1 protein-coding gene is annotated in these 930 nt (G+C 63.3%); it reads left to right on the top strand.

Annotation, left to right across the window (positions count from 1 at the left end):
• The coding region (locus OC610_RS28100) for an efflux RND transporter permease subunit (protein WP_264432897.1) at positions 1-901 on the top strand (901 nt) is incomplete at its 5' end.
• Between the last annotated feature and the right edge of the window lie 29 nt (positions 902-930).

Raw genomic sequence — 930 nt, 5'->3', positions numbered from 1 at the left:
CCGCGCCCGGGCCTTGGGGGTGACCACCGCCAATCTGTCGAGCTTCCTGCAGAGTTCCCTCACAGGATCCAGCGTCAGCCAATACCGGGAAGACAACGAGCTGATCGAGATCCTGCTGCGCGGCACCGTGCACGAGCGCACCGAGCTTTCGCTGCTGCCAAGCCTGGCGGTGCCCACCGACAACGGTGCGAGCGTTGCGCTGTCGCAGATCGCAACACTGGAGTATGGCTTCGAAGAAGGCGTGATCTGGCACCGCAACCGCCTGCCAAGCGTGACCGTTCGGGCCGACATCTACGGCAAGGAACAGCCGGCGACCCTGGTGCAGCAGATCTTCCCGACCCTGGACCCGATTCGCGCGGAGCTGCCTGATGGCTATTTGCTTGAAGTCGGTGGCACGGTAGAGGATTCGGCCCGTGGCCAGAAATCGGTGAACGCCGGTGTGCCGCTGTTCATCGTGGTGGTGCTGACGTTGCTGATGCTGCAACTGCGCAGCTTCTCTCGCTCGGCCATGGTCTTCCTCACCGCACCGCTGGGGTTGATCGGTGTCACATTGTTCCTGTTGGTGTTCCGCCAGCCGTTCGGTTTCGTCGCCATGCTCGGGACTATCGCGTTGTCCGGCATGATCATGCGCAACTCGGTGATTCTGGTGGACCAGATCGAACAGGACATCAAGGCCGGGCTTGCGCCGTGGCAGGCGATCATCGAAGCGACGGTGCGACGGTTCCGCCCGATCGTGCTCACCGCGCTGGCAGCGGTGCTGGCGATGATCCCATTGTCGCGCAGCCTGTTCTTCGGCCCGATGGCGGTGGCGATCATGGGGGGGCTGATTGTGGCGACAGCGTTGACGCTGCTGTTCCTGCCGGCGCTGTATGCGGCGTGGTTCAGGGTCAAGAAGACCTGACCTCGGCCCTGTGGCCTCCATGAACCCAA

Source organism: Pseudomonas agronomica (assembly GCF_025917275.1).
GTDB lineage: Bacteria > Pseudomonadota > Gammaproteobacteria > Pseudomonadales > Pseudomonadaceae > Aquipseudomonas > Aquipseudomonas agronomica.
The sequence above is the reverse complement of the archived record's forward strand: the minus strand, read 5'-3'. Positions and strand labels throughout refer to the sequence as shown.